Source organism: Duganella sp. sic0402 (assembly GCF_019219065.1).
Classification (GTDB): domain Bacteria; phylum Pseudomonadota; class Gammaproteobacteria; order Burkholderiales; family Burkholderiaceae_D; genus Rugamonas.
In genome coordinates, this window is the sequence record NZ_JAHUWK010000012.1 from 109,096 (window position 1) to 127,153 (window position 18,058).

At 61.9% G+C, this 18,058-nt stretch carries 16 protein-coding genes; 13 read left to right on the forward strand and 3 right to left on the reverse strand.

Going from position 1 to position 18,058, the window contains the following annotated elements; all coding sequences use genetic code 11:
* Positions 1–11 precede the first annotated feature (11 nt).
* From KW842_RS23440 to KW842_RS23475, 8 genes are all read left to right on the forward strand, one after another.
* Positions 12–1,007, forward strand: coding sequence for an ABC transporter substrate-binding protein (locus KW842_RS23440; protein WP_218306542.1), 996 nt, complete (start codon positions 12–14; stop codon positions 1,005–1,007).
* On the forward strand, positions 1,004–1,873 hold the full coding sequence (locus KW842_RS23445) for an ABC transporter ATP-binding protein (RefSeq protein ID WP_218306543.1): 870 nt from the start codon (positions 1,004–1,006) through the stop codon (positions 1,871–1,873). Before KW842_RS23440 ends, KW842_RS23445 begins: the two co-directional genes overlap by 4 nt.
* Entirely contained in the window at positions 1,870–2,742 is an 873-nt protein-coding gene (locus tag KW842_RS23450) for an ABC transporter permease (protein ID WP_218306544.1), read from the forward strand. The genes KW842_RS23445 and KW842_RS23450 overlap by 4 nt, the downstream gene beginning before the upstream one ends.
* Positions 2,743–2,811: 69 nt before the next feature.
* Positions 2,812–3,429, forward strand: a complete 618-nt coding sequence (locus KW842_RS23455; RefSeq protein WP_218306605.1) for an ANTAR domain-containing response regulator — start codon at positions 2,812–2,814, stop codon at positions 3,427–3,429.
* Positions 3,430–3,775: 346 nt separating this feature from the next.
* Positions 3,776–4,948 carry a CmpA/NrtA family ABC transporter substrate-binding protein gene (locus KW842_RS23460; RefSeq protein ID WP_218306545.1) on the forward strand — a complete coding sequence of 391 codons (1,173 nt, stop codon included), beginning with the start codon at positions 3,776–3,778 and terminating at the stop codon, positions 4,946–4,948.
* Positions 4,949–4,963: 15 nt separating this feature from the next.
* Positions 4,964–5,875 (forward strand): nitrate ABC transporter permease, encoded by a 912-nt coding sequence (gene ntrB, locus KW842_RS23465; RefSeq protein ID WP_218306546.1) that lies wholly within the window; start codon positions 4,964–4,966, stop codon positions 5,873–5,875.
* 12 nt (positions 5,876–5,887) lie between these two features.
* The gene (locus tag KW842_RS23470) at positions 5,888–6,694 is read left to right on the forward strand and encodes an ABC transporter ATP-binding protein (RefSeq protein ID WP_218306547.1); all 807 of its coding nucleotides are present in this window, start codon (positions 5,888–5,890) and stop codon (positions 6,692–6,694) included.
* Entirely contained in the window at positions 6,694–7,359 is a 666-nt protein-coding gene (locus KW842_RS23475; protein WP_218306548.1) for a methyl-accepting chemotaxis protein, read from the forward strand. Before KW842_RS23470 ends, KW842_RS23475 begins: the two co-directional genes overlap by 1 nt.
* On the opposite strand, the gene KW842_RS23480 is transcribed toward KW842_RS23475, so the two are convergent.
* Genes KW842_RS23480 through KW842_RS23490 form a run of 3 tightly spaced genes read right to left on the reverse strand, consistent with a single transcriptional unit; the run spans position 7,356 to position 9,603 of the window.
* A complete protein-coding gene (locus KW842_RS23480; protein ID WP_218306549.1) occupies positions 7,356–7,712 on the reverse strand; it encodes an iron chaperone in 357 nt (118 codons plus the stop codon). The genes KW842_RS23475 and KW842_RS23480 overlap by 4 nt on opposite strands.
* Positions 7,709–8,617, reverse strand: coding sequence for an alpha/beta fold hydrolase (locus KW842_RS23485; protein WP_218306550.1), 909 nt, complete (start codon positions 8,615–8,617; stop codon positions 7,709–7,711). The genes KW842_RS23480 and KW842_RS23485 overlap by 4 nt, the downstream gene beginning before the upstream one ends.
* On the reverse strand, positions 8,614–9,603 hold the full coding sequence (locus KW842_RS23490) for an RDD family protein (RefSeq protein WP_218306551.1): 990 nt from the start codon (positions 9,601–9,603) through the stop codon (positions 8,614–8,616). The genes KW842_RS23485 and KW842_RS23490 overlap by 4 nt, the downstream gene beginning before the upstream one ends.
* A 308-nt stretch (positions 9,604–9,911) precedes the next feature.
* Here KW842_RS23490 and KW842_RS23495 point away from each other — a divergent pair, with 308 nt between their 5' ends.
* The 5 genes from KW842_RS23495 to KW842_RS23515 are packed head-to-tail and all read left to right on the forward strand — an operon-like array spanning position 9,912 to position 18,052.
* A complete protein-coding gene (locus KW842_RS23495; RefSeq protein WP_218306552.1) occupies positions 9,912–11,207 on the forward strand; it encodes an MFS transporter in 1,296 nt (431 codons plus the stop codon).
* An 11-nt stretch (positions 11,208–11,218) separates the two neighbouring features.
* Positions 11,219–13,750 (forward strand): nitrite reductase large subunit NirB, encoded by a 2,532-nt coding sequence (gene nirB / locus KW842_RS23500; protein WP_218306553.1) that lies wholly within the window; start codon positions 11,219–11,221, stop codon positions 13,748–13,750.
* Between the two features lie 10 nt (positions 13,751–13,760).
* The gene (gene nirD, locus KW842_RS23505) at positions 13,761–14,108 is read left to right on the forward strand and encodes a nitrite reductase small subunit NirD (RefSeq protein WP_218306607.1); all 348 of its coding nucleotides are present in this window, start codon (positions 13,761–13,763) and stop codon (positions 14,106–14,108) included.
* Positions 14,105–15,319, forward strand: a complete 1,215-nt coding sequence (locus KW842_RS23510; RefSeq protein ID WP_373925227.1) for an NAD(P)/FAD-dependent oxidoreductase — start codon at positions 14,105–14,107, stop codon at positions 15,317–15,319. The genes nirD and KW842_RS23510 overlap by 4 nt, the downstream gene beginning before the upstream one ends.
* A 9-nt stretch (positions 15,320–15,328) precedes the next feature.
* Complete coding sequence (locus tag KW842_RS23515) at positions 15,329–18,052, forward strand: nitrate reductase (protein WP_218306554.1); 2,724 nt, start codon at positions 15,329–15,331, stop codon at positions 18,050–18,052.
* The last annotated feature ends 6 nt before the right edge of the window (positions 18,053–18,058 follow it).

Below are 18,058 nucleotides of genomic sequence, written 5' to 3' on the forward strand. Positions count from 1 at the left end.
CGAGGATAACCATGTTCAGACTGACCGCCGCCGTTCTCGCCATGAGTTTGGCCTTTGCCGCACCGGCGCAGGCCGAGGGCCGCCTCCGCATCGCCGAGCAGTTCGGCGTGGTGTACCTGCTGCTGAATGTCGCGCAGGATCAGCAACTGATTGAAAAGCAGGGCAAGAAGCTCGGTGTCGATATCACGGTCGAGCGCTTGCAGCTGTCCGGCGGCTCGGCGGTCAACGATGCGCTGCTGTCGGGCGCCATCGATATTGCCGGTGCTGGCGTTGGCCCGCTGCTGACCATCTGGGACCGTACCAATGGCAAGCAGAATGTGAAAGGCGTGGCCTCGCTGGGCAGCTTCCCCTACTACCTGGTGAGCACCAATCCGAAAGTGAAGTCGATCGCGGACCTGAGCGAGAAGGACAGGATTGCGCTGCCTGCGGTAACGGTGTCGGTGCAGTCGCGCATCCTGCAATATGCGGCGGCCAAGCAGTGGGGCGACAAGGAGTACGCGCGGCTGGATAAATTCACGCAGACCTTGCCGCATCCGGATGCGGCGGCGGCCATCATCGCCGGCGGCACGGAGATCAACGGCCACTTCGGCAATCCGCCCTTCCAGGAGCAGGAGCTGGCCGGTAATCCGAAAGCGCGCATCATCCTGAATTCCTACGATGTACTGGGCGGCCCAAGTTCGGCCACCGTGCTGTATGCGACCGAGAAGTTCCGCAACGAGAATCCGAAGACCTATCGTGCCTTTACCGCCGCGCTGGCGGAAGCGGCGCAGTACATTGCAAAGAATCCGGAAGGCGCGGCCGATACCTATCTGCGCGTCAGCAAGGCCAAGGTGGACCGCGAGCTGCTGCTGAAAATCATCAAGAATCCGCAGGTGAATTTCAGCGTGGCGCCGCAGAATACCTATGGCCTGGCGCAGTTCCTGTACCGCGTTGGCGCGATCAAGAAGCAGCCGGCCAGCTGGCGCGATTACTTCTTTGAAGATCCAGTGATCGAGCAGGGATCATGAGTTTGCAGAGCATCAGTCCCACTGGCGGCATCCAGCCGCTGCTGCGTGCCGAGGGCGTGAGCCTGGAGTATGGCGGCACGCGCGCCACGCATGATGTCAGCTTTGATGTATATCGCGGCGACCGCTTTGTGCTGCTGGGGCCTTCGGGCTGCGGCAAGTCGTCGTTGCTGAAGGCTGCGGCGGGGTTTCTGACGCCGGCGGCAGGCAGTATCGCGGTGAACGGCGCGCCGGTGCAAGGACCGGGGCCGGACCGCATTGTGGTGTTTCAGGAGTTTGATCAGCTGCCGCCGTGGAAGACGGTCAAGGAGAACGTCATGTTCCCGCTGCTGATGGCCAAGCGCGTCAGCCGCCATCAGGCGGAGGAGCGGGCGCTGCACTGGATTGCCAAGGTGGGACTGGCTGGCTTTGAAAACGCGCATCCGCATACACTGTCCGGCGGCATGAAGCAGCGCGTGGCTATTGCGCGCGCGCTGGCGATGCAGCCGGAGATTTTGTTGATGGATGAGCCGTTTGCGGCGCTGGATGCGCTGACGCGGCGCAAGATGCAGGAGGAGTTGGGGCGCTTGTGGGAGGAGTTGCGTTTTACCTTGTTGTTTGTGACGCATTCGATTGAGGAGGCGCTGGTGGTGGGGAATCGCATACTGTTGTTGTCGCCGCATCCGGGGCAGGTACGGGCAGAATTGAATAGTCATCAGTTTGATTTGGCCAGTGCGGGAAGCGCGGAGTTTCAGGCTGCTACGCAGCGCATACATGGGCTGCTGTTTGGCGCTGCCGCCGCCGTCGCACCCGCACAAGCGGTCTCCCATGCTACGCATGCCGGCCAGCGTTCCATGGGTTCCGGCTTGCGCCGGAATGACGGGGTATGAGTCTGGTCCTTGATCCGCCGATCCGGCAGGAGCGCGAATATACGGTCGCGCCGCCAACCTTGCGCGCTGCCGATCCGCTGCCGCCGCTGGCCCGCCGCGCCTGGCAGCAATCCTGGCTACGCAAGTCGCTGCTCCTGCTCCTGCTGGCCATCGCCTGGGAAGCCATCGCCCGCTATCAAGCCAACGACCTGCTGCTGCCGACCTTCCTGCAAACCGCGCAAGCCTTTGTTGACGGTATCGTCACTGGCGAACTGCTCGACCGCATGCGCGTCTCACTGACCGTCCTGCTGCAAGGCTACACGCTAGGCATCATCGCCGCCTTCGCATTGACCGCGCTGGCCGCCTCCACCCGCATCGGCCGCGACCTGCTGGAAACGCTGACCGCGATGTTCAACCCGCTACCCGCGATTGCCCTGCTGCCGCTGGCGCTGCTGTGGTTCGGACTCGGCCGAGGCAGCCTGCTGTTCGTCATCGTGCACGCCGTGCTGTGGCCGCTCGCGCTGGGCGCCTACGCCGGCTTCCAGTCCGTGCCCGAAACGCTGCGCATGGCTGGCCGCAACTACGGTCTGAATGGACTACGCTTGGTCCTGCACATTCTCGTGCCGGCCGCGCTGCCGTCCATCCTGTCCGGCCTGAAGATTGGCTGGGCCTTTGCCTGGCGCACGCTGATTGCCGCTGAACTGGTGTTCGGCACCACGGCAGGGCAGGGCGGCCTGGGCTGGTACATCTTCCAGAACCGCAATGAGCTATATACCGACAAGGTATTCGCCGGCCTGGCCGCCGTCATCCTCATCGGCTTGCTGGTGGAAAACGTCGTATTCCGTCCACTGGAAACGTTGACTGTGCGACGCTGGGGCATGCAACGCTAGACGCGGGGCTGGCAGAACCTGTCGGTTCTGACTTAGAATCTGCGCATGCACACCAAAACCAAGCCGGCCATGCCCAATTTGCGTATCGTCGTCGTCAACACCGTCATCCATGACGAAGACGACGAAGCGCTGCATGCGCAGGCCGAGCGTGCGCGGGTGCTGCGCATCGGCTTGCTGGAGGCGGGATATGACATCATCGCCTCGCTGCCGCCGGATATGTATTTGCCGGAACGGATAGCCCAGCTGCAGCCGGACATGATTATTGTCGATGCCGAATCGGACGCGCGCGATGTGCTGGAGCATGTGGTGATCGCCACCCGCGACGAGCGCCGCCCGATTGTCATGTTCACCGAAGACCAGGACACCGAGAGCATGGAAGCGGCGGTCGAAGCCGGCGTGTCGGCCTATGTGGTGGCCGGTTTGCAGGGCGAGCGCATCAAGCCGGTGCTGCAAGTGGCGCTGGCGCAGTTCAAGCGCGAGCAAAAGCTGCTGGATGAGCTGTCCGACACCAAGAGCAAGCTGGCCGAGCGCAAGGTCATCGAAAAGGCCAAGGGCTTGCTGATGGAGCGCCAGCGCTTTACCGAAGAGCAGGCGTATCAAAAACTGCGCTCCATGGCCATGAGCAAAAACCTGAAACTCTCCGAAGTCGCCCAGCGCATCCTCGACGTGGAAGACCTGCTGGGCTAAAAACGGGCTGCAACGCCACCCAAAATGATGCACCGCGCAATTGCGGTGCATTTTTTTTGTGCACCACGCTGCGCTTTCCCTCTGTAAACAGTCTGGCACGGACATTGCATAGCTACAGGCAAGCGCAATGATGCGCGGATGCGCCTTGCCAACGGCGGTAAGGCCCACCAGACAATGACGTCTACCGATCATGAATTCATTCGTGAGGTAGGCGTTTTTTTTGGCCCATAGTTATTGACGACTACCAGAAGGGATAACCATGAAACACGAAGAACAAGCAGGGAACGAAGTGGATGTCACACGCAGAAAAATTATTCATGGTGCAGGTCTGGTAGCGGGAGGAAGCATGTTGGGTTTGGCAACAGGTGGTGTGTGGGCAGCGGGTTCGGACAAGCCGGAAAAGGAAGAAATCAAGATCGGCTTTATCCCGCTGACTGACTGCGCCTCTGTGGTCATGGCCTCGGTGCTGGGCTTCGACAAGAAATACGGCGTCAAATTCGTGCTGAGCAAAGAGGCCTCGTGGGCCGGCGTGCGCGACAAGCTGGCCAATGGCGATCTGGATGCGGCCCATGTGCTGTATGGCCTGCTGTACGGTGTGCAGATGGGCATCGGCGGCCAGAAGAAAGACATGGCGGTGCTGATGAGCCTGAACAACAACGGCCAGGCGATCACGCTGTCGAAGAAAATCGCCGACAAGGGCGCGGTCGATGGCGCATCGCTGGCGAAGCTGATGCAGAGCGACAAACGCGAATACACTTTCGCACAGACCTTCCCGACCGGCACCCACGCCATGTGGCTGTACTACTGGCTGGCCGCCAATGGCATCAATCCGATGAAGGATGCCAAGGTGATCACCGTGCCGCCGCCGCAGATGGTGGCGAATATGCGGGTCGGGAATATGGATGGCTTCTGCGTGGGTGAGCCGTGGGGCCACCGCGCCATCATGGACGGCGTCGGCATCACTGCCACCACTACGCAAGACATCTGGAAAGACCATCCGGAGAAGGTACTGGGCTCCACGCTGGAATTCGCCAGGAAGTATCCGAACACCTGCCGCGCGATGATGGCGGCGATCCTGGACGCGGGCAAATGGATCGACTCGTCACTGGCCAACAAGAACAAGATGGCCGAGGTCATCGCCGATAAATCCTACGTCAACACCAGCAAGGATGCGATCGATCAGCGCATCATGGGCCGCTACCAGAATGGCCTGGGCAAGACCTGGGACGACGCCAACCACATGAAGTTCTACAACGACGGTGCGGTCAACTTCCCGTACCTGTCGGACGGCATGTGGTTCATGACCCAGCACCGCCGCTGGGGCCTGCTGAAGGACGATCCTGACTATCTGGCGGTGGCGACCTCGGTCAACCAGATCGATTTGTACAAGGATGCGGCCACGATGACCAAAACGCCGGTGCCGAAGAGTCCTCTGCGTACGTCGAAACTGATGGATGGTTCCGTGTGGGACGGCAAGAACCCGAAAGCGTTCGCCGCCTCGTTCAAGATCAAAGCCTGATGACAGGAGTTAGCCATGAACGCCATGCTTCAACCTGATAGTGCTGAACCGGCGGCAGCTGCCGTGACCGAAAGTGCGGCGTCTTCCGCGCCGGTCCGCCGCCCACGCCGTCCGCTGGCCGCCAACACCACGGCGCGGGTGCGCCAGCAGGCTTCCGCCACCGCGCTGAAAATCATCGCGCCGCTGGTGGGCGCGGCCTTGCTGGTCGCCGTCTGGCAGCTGATCACTGTGAACAATGCGAGCTTCCCGACGCCGGCCGCCACGCTGGCAGAGGCCATCAAGATGTTTTCCGACCCGTTCTATCGCAACAGCCCGAACGACCAGGGCATAGGCTGGAATCTGCTGGCATCCTTGCAGCGCGTGGGCATCGGCTTCGGCCTGGCGGCGCTGGTGGGTATCCCGCTCGGTTTCATGATTGGCCGCGTGCAGTTCATCGGCGCCATGTTCGGGCCGATCATCAGTCTGCTGAAACCGGTGTCGCCGCTGGCCTGGCTGCCGATTGGCCTGCTGGTATTCCAGTCCGCGAATCCGGCTGCGATCTGGTCGATCTTCATCTGCTCGATCTGGCCGATGATCATCAACACCGCCGTGGGCGTGCAGCGCGTGCCGCAAGATTATATGAACGTGGCGCGCGTGCTGAACCTCTCCGAATGGAAGGTGCTGACCAAGATCCTGTTGCCATCGGCGCTGCCTTACGTCCTGACCGGCGTACGCCTGTCGATCGGCACCGCGTGGCTGGTGATCGTCGCGGCAGAAATGCTGACTGGCGGCGTGGGCATCGGCTTCTGGCTGTGGGACGAGTGGAACAACCTGAATGTCCCGCACATCATCATCGCCATCGTTTCGATAGGCCTGGTTGGTTTGCTGCTGGAGCAGGCGCTGATGGCATTGGCGCGCGCATTCACCTACGAACAAGTATCGAACTAAGGAGCGGCAATCATGGACGAATCCAAATTCATCGATATCGAAGGCGTGGAGATGGTGTTCCACACCAAGAAGGGCGTTTTCCACGCGCTGCGCGAGATTGACCTGACTGTACGCAAGGGCGAATTCATCACGCTGATCGGCCACTCGGGCTGCGGCAAATCGACCTTGCTCAATCTGATCGCGGGCCTGCTGAAACCAAGCGATGGCGTGCTGCTGTGCGCCAACCGCGAAATCGCCGGTCCGTCGCCGGAACGTTCGGTGGTGTTCCAGAATCACTCGCTGCTGCCATGGCTGACTTGCTACGAGAATATCTATCTCGGCGTGGAGCGGGTGTTTGGCAAGAGCGAATCCAGGCATCAGCTGCGTGAGCGCACCATGCAGGCGCTGGCGCTGGTTGGCCTGACACCTGCGGAGAACAAGCGGCCGAATGAAATCTCCGGCGGCATGAAGCAGCGCGTCGGCATTGCCCGCGCGCTGGCGATGGAGCCGAAAGTGCTGCTGATGGATGAACCGTTTGGCGCGCTGGACGCGCTGACCCGCGCGCACTTGCAGGACGAGCTGCTGAAAATCGTTGCCGCCACCAAGTCCACCGTGGTGATGGTGACGCACGACGTGGACGAGGCGGTGCTGCTGTCCGACCGCATCGTCATGATGACCAACGGCCCTGCGGCCACGATAGGCGAAATCGTCGACGTGCAGCTGGCGCGCCCGCGTGACCGGGTGATACTGGCGTCGGACCCGCAGTATATGGCGTACCGCACGGCGGTGCTGGAGTTCCTGTACCGTAAACAGGCGCATCCAGCGAAGGAAGCTGCGTAATGGACATGTCGACTGGCGGCCTCGCCCCCGCCGCCAGTAAACCGTTGTCCGGCGAAGTATTCAGCGCGCTGATTAATCTGTCGGGCCGCCGCCGCTTCACGTCGCAGCGCATCGTGTTGTACGCGTTGCTCGCGTCGCAGGGGCAGGAGGGCAGCGCTGCGACGGCGCAGGAGGCGTTGTCGCTGTTCCGCGGCGCGCACAAGTCGCTGCTGAGCGAAGCGGATGGCTTGCCGGGCGTGTTCTGCCCGGAGCTGCGCGAAGCGTATTTCGGCAAGCTGGAGGGCGACAAGCAGATCGTCGCCTTTGCCGACCTGGGTGAAAGCACGCTCAAGGCCATCGCCCAGGGCGCATCGCAGTCGGCCGAGCTGCTGGCGGAACTGGTGCGCATCACCACGCCGACGCTGGGCATCCTCAACGCCATCACCGGCATCTACGAGGAACAGGCCAAACAGAACGCGCGGCTGATGCGCAAGCAATTGCGCGGCGTGATTACGGATATCGACACCATCAACCGCCAGGCGCGCATGGTGGCCTTCAACGCCCGTATCGTCGCCGCCCGCGCGGGCAATGCAGGCAAGGAGTTTTCGGTGGTGGCCGGCGTGCTGTCCAATATCACCGGCGAGATCGACGAAATGGTCGCCGCCGCGCTGGCTGCCGCCGGTTAGTCCAGTTCTGCCAATCTGGCCTGCACCAGGTCGCGCAGAAGATTCCGGTCGATGTCCCAGTCGACCGGAATCTGGAAGCAGTTCTTGAAAACCACGAAAGGCGTCAGCCGCGCCTTGAAGTCATCCATGACAAACACGCTCCACGGCGACACCGTGAGGTGCTGCTTATATGCTGCCAATCCCATCACGTATTTGCCGTCGCGGTGAATGTGCGGCACTTTCCAGGCGAGCCTGGATTCCAGGCCGGGGAACTCCGCCAGCACGAAGTCCATGATAGCCTGGAGCGTCGCCGCTTTCTGCGCGTCGACCGAGGCCAGATAGGCGGCGATGGTGTCAAATTTGGCTGCGCTCATTGTTTGAACCAGCGCGCGAGGCTGGCGATGAAGTCCTGCAAGTGGGATTTTTCCGGCGTCTGCAATGCGTGGCCGGCGTTGGGGTACTCGATGAAGGTGAAGTTCTTTTCCGGATGCTGCGCAAAATAGTCGCGCAAGGCACGTCCGGATTCGATGGCTTCACTGTCATCCTTCTCGCCCATGGCTGCAATCATCGGCATGTTCAGCTGACGGTAAGTCAACAGCGGATCATAAAACAGATGCGAACTCCAGTAACGGTAGCTGTGGCCAAAGAACTCCTTGTCGACGCTATCAGGATGTGCCTTGATGTCGGCATAGGTTTGCAGGAAATAGTCGCGTGAAAAAGGCTGGGCATAGGGCTTCACGCCGCGATCTGCGAAGATCAGGAACACCTGGCTTTGCGGCAGGCCACCGCTGCCCGCCGTGGCGAGCCAGCCCGCCTTCGGGCTGCGCAAGGCGATCAGTGGAGCGACTGTGCCGCCTTCCGAAAAACCGACGATGGCCAGGCTGCGGGGCGTGAGCCGCTTCAGCTCAGGCGCATTGTCGATGAAAGCCAGATTATCGCTGACGCGATTTTCCAGAAAATCCGCCGCTGTGTAGTCGGCGGCGCAGTTTTCGCCTTGGCTGTTTTTCTGGACGCCGGCTTTATCCAGGTAGTAGACGCTCAGTGGCGCAGGATAGCGCTCGAAGTAGGATGCCATCCGGCTGCTGTAATCCTTGCATCCCGAGCCATGCAGCAGCAGGATCGGCGTGGCGGCGCTGAAGTTCCCGGTATCGTGCAGATGATAGTAGCGGCGCTCTTTGCCGGCAATATTGATGGTCGCCTGGTCCAGCACGCGGGCCGCCTGTGCGGCGGCGGACAACAGCAGCGTGCCGCATGCCAGCAGTACCGCGCGGCGTATCATGGCGTGATTTGCCAGTCTGCCGGCGTATGGGAGTAACGCCAGTTGCGGTAGGAGTGCGCGATGCCGATGTTATAGCCACTGGACAGCGTCACACTCACTGCCTGCAGGCGATCGGCGTCGGGATAGTTTTCCAGCACGGTACGGGCGATGCGGCGGGCCGCCCCATCGCGGTCGGATACCGAGTGGGCGATGGTGGCGTTGACGCTCAGGCTAGGAGCGGCGCCTTGCTGCGATTGAGGGAAGTTGATGGCGACGACAACGTCGTACACGCCGGGCAAACGCGCGACCTGCTGCTGTAGCTGCAGCATGGACGTGAATGGATTATTCGGCCAGATCGGCAGCACTGCCACCACCCCGAGTACCGTCAGCACAACGATCATGCCGCCGGCGATGAGGGCGTGGCCGCGCCAGACTGGTTCTGCCGGCAGCGCCAGCGGACCATCGGCTGTTTTGACGACATAGGCGCGCAAAGCCAGATCGTGCAGGGACTGGCGCGTCTTTCGATTAAAGATCAGCAGGTAGATGATGCCGAAGTAGACGGCGAACAGTGGCGTCGACAGGATGGCGTTGATCCATGGGTTCCCGCCGCTGAGATAGTTGGGCAAGCTGATGAGGAAGTAGGCGGCGCAGAAGATGGCGGCGCGTGCGACCGACTGCCGCAGTTCCAGCAGCCCGCCATCCTGCCGGATGACCTTCAGGCCGAGCAGGCGCATGCCTGGCGAGCGGCCGCCGCCCTTGCTGCTTTGCGTGAAACCGAAGTAGGCGAGGGCGATGATAAAGCCCACCACCTGGCCCCAAGGCCCCAGCACCGCGAACTGCCTGGAGAGGATGGCGCCTGCGGCCAGCCCGACCGCGCCGAGTATCAAGGCGTCGGCGGCGAAGGCGACGATGCGGCGCCATGTGCCGGCAGCCATGATCGGCGTAGCCGGCGGCGCGGCCGGTGCTGGTTCTTTTTCGCTGTAGTTACTATGGTCCGCTTGCTGCATGAGGTGAGCTGTTTAGGTTTTGATAACGCAGTATAGCGCACCGATAACGTGCGCCGTGCACCGCAACATCGCACCAAACGGTCCCACATCAAGGTGCAAACCGGTGCTCGCCCTCTGTAGATAGCTGTTTATGCGCCTGGCACGGCTCTTGCAAAGCATAGGGCAAGGGATCAACGGCGATCTCCCGGAAGTACACGAATTCATAGCTGGTCCAAGGACGGACTGGCAGGACAACGGCGTCCGCCCAACCCGGTCTTTGAGGCCTTCGGTTGCGCGGACGCCTTTTTGTTTTCTGAACGGGATAAAAAATGGCCAGCAAAGCTACCAGCATCAAGCTCTTCTCAATTTCAACGCCTCAGATGCGGGCGTTTCACTTGACCTGGATGGCGTTCTTCGTCTGCTTCTTCGCCTGGTTCGCCTGCGCCCCGCTGATGCCGGTGATTAAAGGCGAATTCGGCCTGACGCCAGGGCAGATCGCGAATATCAATATCGCCGCCGTTGCCGTTACCATTCTCGTGCGTCTGATCGTCGGCCCGCTGTGCGATCACTTCGGCCCGCGCAAAGCCTATACCGGCTTGCTGCTGCTGGGTTCCATCCCGGTGATCGGTGTGGCCTTCGCGCAGAGCTACGAGAGCTTCCTGTTCTTCCGCCTCGCCATCGGCGCGGCCGGCGCCAGCTTCGTCATCACCCAGTACCACACCTCGGTGATGTTCGGTCCCAAGGTGGTGGGCACTGCCAACGCGGCTGCTGCTGGCTGGGGCAATGCCGGCGGCGGCGTGGCGCAAGCCCTGATGCCGCTGCTGATGACTGCCATGATCATGCTGGGCGTGAGCGAGGGCTTCGGCTGGCGCGCTGCGCTGATCGTGCCAGGCGTGCTGATGATCGTGATGGCCTTCGTCTACTACCGCTATACGCAGGACTGCCCGCAAGGTAACTTCAGCGAACTGCGCGCCGCAGGCATCGCCATCGAAGGCGGGAAGAAAGGTGGCTGGGATTCGTTCAAGCTGGCCGCCGCCAACTACCGCGTATGGCTGCTGTTCATTACCTACGGCGCCTGCTTCGGCATCGAGATCTTCATCCACAACATCGCCGCGATCTACTACGTCGATCACTTCAACCTGACGCTGGCGCAAGCCGGTATGGCGGCAGGCAGCTTTGGCCTGCTGGCCTTGTTCGCCCGTGCGCTGGGCGGCTGGGTATCCGATAAAGCCGCAGCGGGCGGCAACCTGAATCACCGCGTCACGCTGCTGTTCGCGCTGATGCTGGGCGAAGGCGCCGGCCTGCTGATGTTTGCGCACGCTGGCAACGCCATGCTGGCCATCGCCGCCATGCTGGTATTCGGTCTGTTCACCCACATGGCCTGCGGTGCGACTTACGCCGTGGTGCCATTCGTTGACAAGCGCGCCCTCGGCGGCGTGGCCGGCATCATCGGCGCCGGCGGCAATGTGGGTGCTGTCGCAGCCGGCTTCCTGATGAAAGGCACGGGCGATGTGCAGCAGACGCTGAGCATCCTCGGCGTGCTGGTCGCCATCTCCGCGCTGTGCGCACTGGCTGCACGCTTCAGCGCCGACACCGTCGAACAATCCGCAATCGCTACCGCTTAAGGGAAGGCATCATGAAAATTATCGTTATCGGCCACGGCATGGTGGGCCACAAATTCCTGGAAAGCCTTGCCAATAGCGGCGTCGCCAATTTGCAGGTGACGGTGCTGTGCGAAGAGCCACGTCCTGCCTACGACCGCGTGCACTTGTCCGAATTCTTCTCCGGTAAATCCGCCGACGATCTGTCGCTGGTGAAGCCGGGCTTCTTTGAACGCGACGATATGGTGCTGCGCCTGAACACCCGCGCCACCGCCATCGACACCGCAGCCAAAACCGTCACCACCGGCGAAGGCGAGATTCTGCCCTACGACAAACTGGTGATTGCTACCGGCTCGTTCCCGTTCGTGCCGCCGCTGCCAGGCAAGGACCGCAAGGACTGCTTCGTTTATCGCACCATTGAAGATCTGGAAGCGATGCTGGAATGCGGCCAGCGCGCCAAGACCGGGGTGGTGATCGGCGGCGGCCTGCTCGGCCTGGAATGCGCCAAGGCGCTGCGCGATATGAAGCTGGACACCCATGTGGTCGAGTTCTCGCCACGCCTGATGGCGGTGCAGGTGGATGACCACGGCGGCCGTGTGCTGCGCCGTAAGATCGAAGAACTGGGCGTCACCGTTCATACCGGTAAAAACACCACCGCCATTGTCGATGGCGTCGATGGCACGCACCGCATGGAATTCGCCGACGGTGGCCATCTGGACGTGGACATGATCGTTTTCTCGGCCGGTATCCGTCCGCGCGACATGCTGGCCAAAGAAGCCGGCCTGGCCATCGGCCCGCGCGGCGGCATCGAAATCAATAACAACTGCGTTACCTCCGATCCGCACGTCTACGCGATTGGCGAATGCGCGCTGTGGGGCGGCCTGATTTTCGGCCTGGTGGCACCGGGCTACGAAATGGCGCGCGTCGCTGCCAAGCATATGCTGGGCGAAGCGGCCGAATTCGCCGGCGCCGACATGAGCACCAAGCTGAAATTGATGGGCGTGGACGTGGCGTCGATCGGCGACCCGCATGGCAAGGAAGAGGGCAGCCACTCCTACCAGTTCATCGATGAGCGCAAGCAAATCTACAAGAAGATCGTGGTGTCCAGCTGCGGCAAGTATCTGCTGGGCGGCGTGATGGTCGGCGACGCGGCCGAATACGGCACGCTGCTGCAAATGATGCTGAACAAAATCGAGCTGCCGGAAGCGCCGGAGTTCCTGATACTGCCGCAGTCCGATGGCGCCGCCAGGCCGGCGCTGGGTGTGGACGCGCTGCCGGACAGTGCGCAAATCTGCTCCTGCAATAACATCTCCAAAGGCCAGCTGTGCGCCGCCGTGCAGAACGGCGCCACCACCATCGGCGAACTGAAAAGCTGCACCACTGCCGGCACGGCATGCGGCGGCTGCGTTCCGCTGGTGACGCAGGTGATGAAGGCCGAGATGAAGAAGCAGGGCATGGAAGTGAACAACCATGTGTGCGAACACTTCGCCTATTCGCGCCAGGAGCTGTTCCACCTGATCAAAGTCGGCAAGGTCAGCACCTTTAGCGACCTGCTGCACAAGCATGGCAAGGGCCTGGGCTGCGATGTCTGCAAACCGCTGGCCGCCAGCATTCTGGCCACCATCAACAATGAGTTTGTGCTGAAGAAGGAACACGCCAGCCTGCAGGACACCAATGACTACTTCCTCGGCAATATCCAGAAGGACGGTACGTATTCGGTGGTGCCGCGCATGCCGGCCGGTGAGGTGACGGCCGATGGCCTGATCGCCGTTGGCACGGTGGCCAAGAAATACGGCCTGTACACCAAGATCACCGGTGGCGCACGCGTTGACCTGTTTGGTGCGCGTGTCGAACAACTGCCGCTGATCTGGGAAGAACTGATTGCCGCAGGCTTTGAATCCGGCCACGCGTATGGCAAGTCGCTGCGCACGGTGAAGTCCTGCGTCGGCTCGACCTGGTGCCGTTATGGCGTCGATGATTCCATCGGCCTGGCGATTGAACTGGAAAACCGCTACAAGGGCTTGCGTACGCCGCACAAGATCAAGTTTGGCGTGTCCGGCTGCACCCGCGAGTGCGCCGAGGCACAGGGCAAGGATGTGGGCGTGATCGCCACCGAAAAAGGCTGGAACCTGTACGTGGCCGGCAACGGCGGCATGAAGCCGCGCCACGCCGAGCTGCTGGCGACTGAGCTGGACAAGGAAACGCTGGTCAAGTACATCGACCGCTTCCTGATGTTCTACAGCCGCACCGGCGACCGTCTGCAACGCACCAGCACCTGGCGCGAGAACCTTGAGGGCGGCCTGGATTACCTGAAAGATGTCATCGTCAAGGACAAGCTGGGCATCGGTGCCGAGCTGGAAGCGGACATGCAGCATGTGGTCAACACCTACGCTTGCGAGTGGAAGGAAGCTGTCGAGAATCCGGAAACCCGCAAACGATTCCGCCACTTCGTCAACAGCGACAAGGGCGACGAGAACGTGTTGTTCATGGAAGAACGTGGCCAGATTCGTCCGGCCACCATCGAAGAGCGCAAACGCGTTATCCCTATCGCAGTCAAGGCAGCCTAAGGAGAAGATGATGCATCGTGATATTCAAACCGATAACTGGATCGCCGTCTGCAACCTGGACGACATCGTGCCGAATACCGGCGTGTGCGCCTTGCTGAACAATGAGCAGGTGGCGGTGTTTCATGTTGACGATGGCGGACCGCGCGTGTTCGCCATCGATAACTATGATCCGAATTCTGAGGCTTCCGTGCTGTCGCGTGGCCTGGTCGGTTCGCTGGGCGAGCGGATTGTGGTCGCCTCGCCGATCTACAAGCAGCACTTCGATTTGCAGACCGGCGAATGCCTGGAAGCACCTGAACATTCAGTTGGGACCTACCCGGCGCGCATTGACGGCGGCAAAGTCTGGGTCGGCCTGTGAAACCCGCACTGGTCGTCATCGGCAACGGCATGGCCGGCATGCGCACGGTCGAGGAGCTGCACAAGCTGGCGCCGGATATGTACGACATCACCGTGTTCGGCGCCGAGCCGCACGGTAATTACAACCGCATCCTGCTGTCGCCGGTGCTGGCAGGCGAGAAGAGCATCGACGACATCATGCTCAACACCCGTGAATGGTACGTCCAGCACGGGATCACGCTGCACGCTGGCGACCCTGTGGTGCACATCGACCGCCGCAAGCGTATTGTGCGCGCCCAATCCGGCCTGGAAGTGAGCTATGACCGTTTGCTGATCGCCACCGGCTCCAAGCCGTTTATCATCCCGGTGCCAGGCCATCAACTGAGCGGCGTGCTGGCCTTCCGTGATATTCAGGACGTGGAGCAGATGCTGGCGATGGCGCGCAATCACCGTAATGCGGTGGTGATCGGCGGCGGCCTGCTGGGCCTGGAGGCAGCCAACGGGCTACAACGCCAGGGCATGAACGTGACCGTGGTGCACGTCAGCGACGTGCTGATGAACCAGCAGCTCGACAAGCCCGCCGCGCTATTGCTGCAAAAGGCGCTGGAAGCCAAGGGACTCACATTCCTGATGGGCGCCAACACCGAGGAAATTCTCGGCCCCGGTCGCGTGACCGGCGTGCGTTTCAAGGACGGCAGCGAGATCCCGGCGGACCTGGTGGTGATGACCGCTGGCGTACGGCCGAATATCGAACTGGCCAAGTCCGCAGGCCTGCACTGCGAGCGCGCCATCGTGGTGGACGATACCCTGCAAACCTACGATCCCCGCGTCTACGCAGTGGGCGAGTGCGTGCAGCACCGCAGCGCCACCTTTGGCCTGGTCGCGCCGATCTGGGATCAGGCGCGTGTCTGCGGCGCGCACCTGGCCGGCGCCGGTGTGCGCCGCTATGTGCAGCAAACCTCGCCGACGCGGCTAAAAGTGACCGGCGTCGATTTGTACTCGGTTGGCGACTTCATCGGCGGCGAAGGCAGCGAAGACCTGGTACTGCGCGATGCGCGCCGTGGCGTCTACAAGCGGCTGGTGTTGAAGGACAACCGCGTCACCGGCGCGGTGCTGTATGGCGACGTCAAGGACGGCCCGTGGTACTTCAACCTGATCCAGAGCCGCAGCGACATTACGCCGATCCGGCAAACCCTGTTATTTGGCGAAGCCTTGTCTAACCGGGCCGCCTGAAGGAATATCTTGAACCTGTCCACCGACCATCTGGCTATCCGTACCACCTGTGCCTACTGCGGCGTCGGCTGCGGCGTGCAGGCCACGCCGAAGGGTGACGGCACCTTCGCCATCGCCGGTGACAAGCAGCATCCTGCCAATATGGGCCGTCTGTGCGTGAAAGGCTCGGCGCTGGGTGAAACCGTGGGACTGGAAGGCCGCCTGCTTTACCCGCAAGTACGCGAAGCCGATGGACTGCGCCGCGTATCGTGGGATCAGGCGCTGGACAAGGTGGCCGGCGAGTGGCAGCGCATCATCGCCGAACATGGCCCTGACGCAGTGGCGCTGTATGTCTCCGGCCAGCTGCTGACCGAGGACTACTACGTCGCCAACAAACTGATGAAGGGCTATGTCGGCAGTGCCAATATCGACACCAACTCGCGCCTGTGCATGTCGTCCGCCGTAGCGGGCTACAAGCGCGCCTTTGGCGAAGACCTGGTGCCGGTCTGCTACGAAGACCTGGAACTGGCCGATATGATTGTGCTGGTCGGCTCCAACACGGCGTGGTGCCACCCCATCCTGTTCCAGCGCATCTTGAAGGCGAAAGAAGCGCGCCCGGAAATGAAGCTGGTGGTGATCGATCCGCGCCGCACCGCCACCTGCGAGCTGGCTGACCTGCACCTGCCGGTCAAGGCGGGCACCGATGTGTGGCTGTTCAATGGCTTGCTGAGCTATCTGTCACGCATCGGCGCCGTCGACCCGCGTTTCATCGAACAGCACACCAACGGCTTTGAAGCGGCGCTGGACGTTGCGCATGCCGATTGCGCCGATCCTGCCGTGGTAGCCAAGATCTGCCGTATCGATCTGCCGTTGCTGCTGGAGTTCTACGAACTGTTCGCCGCCACCAGCAAGACCATTACGGCCTACTCGATGGGCGTGAATCAATCGTCGGCCGGCACCGACAAGGCCAACGCCATCATCAACTGCCACCTGGTCGGCGGGCGTATCGGCAAGCCGGGCATGGGCCCGTTCTCGATCACCGGCCAGCCGAATGCCATGGGCGGGCGCGAAGTCGGCGGGCTTGCCAATATGCTGGCTGCGCACATGGACCTGGAGCGCGCCGAGCATCGGGACGTGGTGCAGACGTTCTGGGAATCGCCAGCCATGGCCGACAAAGGCGGCCTGAAAGCGGTGGATCTGTTCAACGCGATTGAAGAAGGCAAGGTCAAATCGGTGTGGGTGATCGCCACCAACCCCGTGGTCAGCATGCCGGATGCGGACCAGGTGCGACGCGCGCTGGGCAAGTGCGAGCTGGTGATCTCATCCGACATCATGCAGGATACCGACACCACCGTGTATGCCGACGTGCTGCTGCCGGCGCTGGGCTGGGGCGAAAAGGATGGCACGGTGACCAACTCCGAACGCCGCATTTCGCGCCAGCGCGCCTTCCTGGATGCACCGGGCGAGGCGCTGCCGGATTGGAAGATTCTGTCGCTGTTCGCGCAGCGCATGGGCTATCAGGGTTTCGATTTCTCCGGCCAGCACGCGGTGTTCGACGAGCATGCGCGCCTGAGCGGTTTCCGCAATAGCGTGGACGATGTACCGCGCGCTTTCGATATGTCCGGCCTCGCAGGTCTCAATCAGCGCGCGTACGATGAACTGGCGCCGACGCAGTGGCCGGCGCGCCGAACTGCCGGCGGTACACTGCGCATTGATGCGCGTCTGTTCGAGGATGGCGTGTTCGCGCATGCTGATGGCAAGGCGCGCTTTATCGCCACCGCGCCGCGCCTGCCGCGCCACGCTGTCAGCGAAGATTATCCGCTGTCGCTGAATACCGGCCGGGTGCGCGACCAGTGGCATACGATGACGCGCACCGGCAAGTCCGCCACGCTGGCCGATCATATCGCTGAATCCTTCGTCGATATGCACCCGCAGGATGCCTTGCTAAGCGGGGTGAAAGAGGGCGAGCTGGCGCGCATTACTTCCGACTGGGGCGCAATGGTGGCACGCGTGCAGCACGGTGGCGGCATCCCGCGTGGCAGTGTGTTCATTCCCATCCACTGGAACGACCAGACCGCGTCCGACGCGCGCGTGGGCGCAGTGGTTAATCCGGTGGTGGACCCGGTATCCGGCGAGCCTGAGTTCAAGCACACCCCGGTGCGGGTCGAGCAGTTCCGCGTCAACTGGCATGGCTTCATCCTGAGCCGCGATGCGCTGAACCTCGACAGCATCGCGCACTGGACCCGTATTCAGGGCCGCGAATTCGCGCGCTACGAGCTGGCGGGCCGTAACACCGTCAAGAACTATCCGGAATGGTCGCGCGCGCTGCTGGGCGTAAGCGATCCCGATGCCGATTGGCTGGAGTATGAAGACAAGACTGCCGGCGTGTACCGTGCCGTGCATGTGGTGAATGACCGCATTGAACAGTGCATCTTTATGTCGCCGCGCCAGGATATGCCGTCACGCGCGTGGCTGGCCAGCCTGTTTGTCAAAGAGGCGCTGAGCGAGATCGACCGCGTCGGCCTGCTGGTCGGCATACCGGTGGAGAAGGGCGCCGATACCGGGCCGACAGTGTGCTCGTGCTTTGGCGTCGGCCGCAACACCATCTGCAACGCCATCCTCGAAAAAGACCTGAAGACGGTGCCGGAGGTAACCGCCTGCCTGAAGGCTGGCGGCAACTGCGGTTCCTGTGTCCCGGAAATCAAGAAGATCCTGGTCCAGACACGCGTGGAGGCAGAGGAGGCAAGGTTGTGATTATGG